Here is a 2,365-nt window from a genome sequence, read left to right as displayed (position 1 = left end):
GCCCGGTCCCATTTGGACACCCTTGATTCCTGCTACCTTTGAAGGAGAGCAATTGGAGAAATTCGGTAAGGATGTGCCCTTGGGCAGACCGGGACAACCTGCGGAATTAGGACCTGCTTACGTTTATTTGGCGTGCGAGGACAGTAGTTATATGACCGGGCAAGTGCTACATATCAATGGTGGGGAGATCATTGGAGGTTGATGTTAGGACGTTATAATTAAAAAGTTCCATGTTCAAAGGATCATGGAACTTTTTTATTTCGATAACATTTTTTAAGTGAAAATATTAAATTTATAAGTCGAACATTTATGTCCAATCTATTTCTTCGCCAAACCGACCTGGCCCTATAACTATTTACACTTTCGGGACCGCTAACTTCCGATTATGGGGCATGATAACGAAGTAAATTTTTACTTTAATATCATTGACCGGCCGCAGCATCCACAAAGAGTAGGTAAAAGGCTAAAATACCCAATAGAACCACCACAACGAGTATAGTGACTACTGGAAGTTTATTTTCTGTTTTGTTGGTCGTCATATTTCGAACACTTCCATCATTTTTTTGTTTTGTGTCAACGGGAGCGCTGTCCGTAGCTTTCCATTCCGTTTTATCCATTTTCTCCATGAAAAAGTTTTATTTTATTGTTTCAAGTTAAAATTTGGAGCTGTATAGATTGATACCAATCAATATTAAAATTAACTTACAAGGTATTGGTGCAATTGACATCTTATTATGAAAGCTTAACCCGTTTTCTACAATTGGGTATCTCAAAATAGCGTAGGCTAAAGTTCAAATAAAGGGATGTATCATGATATGGAACTCCCCCGAATAAGTCTATAAATCACAGCTGTTGTTTTTTTTGAGTAACCTTTTTCCTAAGGGTCCCAATATCATTTGGGTCTTTCATGTGCTTGCACAATAAAGAAACCTTCAAACGGCTCTTATCTTGAAAAGATGCCTATTTTCATCTGCGCTATGTAATAGCACCTTGTTATCGTACTATGTCTTTTCCTTTTGGGCCTCAATGGTTTGGAAATATCTAAGGGTCGCCTCTGCTTCCTTACGGTGCTTTCCTAGCTGATTTGCCGTCTCCCTTTGAATATCCTCATGGCCTATAACTTCATTGTAATCTTTTTCTTTACTGCGCTCCGCCTCAATTAAGCATGGTAGAACCTCTTGCATATCCTGGGCATTAGGTAGTGGTCTAGACACCCAATATATAGATTCTTGGTCAGTTTTTCGCTCGGTACTTTCAACATTGCCGCCAATATCCGATATAATCTTTACAAGACTTTTAGATTCCCTATCAGCAACTTCAGCCAGTTCTTTCAATTTGTCCCCAGTAGCTCCATGGGTTATAGAACTCGCGAGCTTTCCCAAGACTTCCTTGTAGTCCAATGTGTTGATTAAAATTTTATTTAACTTATCAATTATATTCTTTTTCATATACACATCTAAATTAACATCCTAATATAGTTTTAAATTAAGTTAAACGTGGGTGTGGGATTATCTTTATCAAATCCAAGATCAACCCTTTTGGTCATTGTAATTAATTGAGTATGGCCCATATTAATGGGCTTGTCAGAAAAGCAAACAGATTACAAGCCTAAGCACAATTTGAAATTACCTGGACGAGAAGTTCGTCAGGGGAATCAAGTATAATTATGATAAGTAAGGTCTGTCTCATCTCATATCGGATAGTTAAGAGTTTGAATCTACTTATACTTTTGTCTTGATGACTATTGTTTTGGCATTATAATAATCTCAAAGAAATGGTAGCCTTTTATGATTGCTATTTCAGGATATTTGTCTTTGATTATCGCTAAGGGGTCAAAAATCAATAATCTCGAATAGTACATATATAATAACATGTCTTACGATTCAAACTGGTTTACAACAGATGAGTCACAACATAATTTAAAATATAGATTTTAGCAAAGCCATTTACACGCTAGTATAATTAAAAGCAATTTTTGTAATAAGGTCCTCAAGAACAAATAAATCTCAAACTCTCCTGTTACTATTTGGAAAATTCATCACATGCCTGTGCACATTCCCTGCAGGCTTTAGCACATAGCTTGCAATGTTCGTGGTCGTGGCGCGAACACTCATCGGCACACGCTTCGCAAATGTTCTTGCAATAATCGACAAGGCCCTGTACGTCCGTATAAGAGGTAGCTAGAATTTGTGCAAGTGAACTACATACTTCGGCACATACCCTATCCATTCTTATACAATTCTTCATCATTGAAATGTTATCCTCGTCTAGGCAAGCGTCCGCACAATAATTGCAATGGTTGATACAACTTCCCAATGCATGTATCAATTTTTCATTTCTCATACTACTTTATTTAAGTTAAAAA

Annotated in this window: 4 protein-coding genes; 1 reads left to right on the top strand and 3 read right to left on the bottom strand. The window is 37.1% G+C overall.

Annotated features, from left to right (window positions below; all coding sequences use genetic code 11):
* The coding region (locus BIZ36_RS20555) for an SDR family oxidoreductase (protein WP_187459732.1) at positions 1-202 on the top strand (202 nt) is incomplete at its 5' end.
* Positions 203-422: 220 nt separating this feature from the next.
* Here BIZ36_RS20555 and BIZ36_RS20550 read toward each other — a convergent pair.
* The 3 genes from BIZ36_RS20550 to BIZ36_RS20540 all read right to left on the bottom strand — a co-directional run bounded on the left by BIZ36_RS20550 (position 423) and on the right by BIZ36_RS20540 (position 2,343).
* Positions 423-626 (bottom strand): hypothetical protein, encoded by a 204-nt coding sequence (locus BIZ36_RS20550; protein WP_187459731.1) that lies wholly within the window; start codon positions 624-626, stop codon positions 423-425.
* Positions 627-1,001: 375 nt separating this feature from the next.
* Positions 1,002-1,448, bottom strand: a complete 447-nt coding sequence (locus BIZ36_RS20545) for a hypothetical protein (RefSeq protein WP_187459730.1) — start codon at positions 1,446-1,448, stop codon at positions 1,002-1,004.
* A gap of 574 nt (positions 1,449-2,022) precedes the next feature.
* Positions 2,023-2,343: a four-helix bundle copper-binding protein gene (locus BIZ36_RS20540; protein WP_187459729.1), complete on the bottom strand. Its 321-nt coding sequence runs from the start codon at positions 2,341-2,343 to the stop codon at positions 2,023-2,025.
* Positions 2,344-2,365 lie beyond the last annotated feature (22 nt).

This window comes from Cytophaga sp. FL35, from assembly GCF_014349235.1.
GTDB lineage: Bacteria > Bacteroidota > Bacteroidia > Flavobacteriales > Flavobacteriaceae > Euzebyella.
The sequence above is the reverse complement of the archived record's forward strand: the minus strand, read 5'-3'. Positions and strand labels throughout refer to the sequence as shown.

Excerpts from the sequence above, each read along its gene's own strand:
- BIZ36_RS20545 (WP_187459730.1), bottom strand. The coding sequence starts at position 1,448 with ATGAAAAAGAATATAATTGATAAGTTAAATAAAATTTTAATCAACACA.
- BIZ36_RS20550 (WP_187459731.1), bottom strand. The coding sequence starts at position 626 with ATGGAGAAAATGGATAAAACGGAATGGAAAGCTACGGACAGCGCTCCC.
- BIZ36_RS20540 (WP_187459729.1), bottom strand. The coding sequence starts at position 2,343 with ATGAGAAATGAAAAATTGATACATGCATTGGGAAGTTGTATCAACCAT.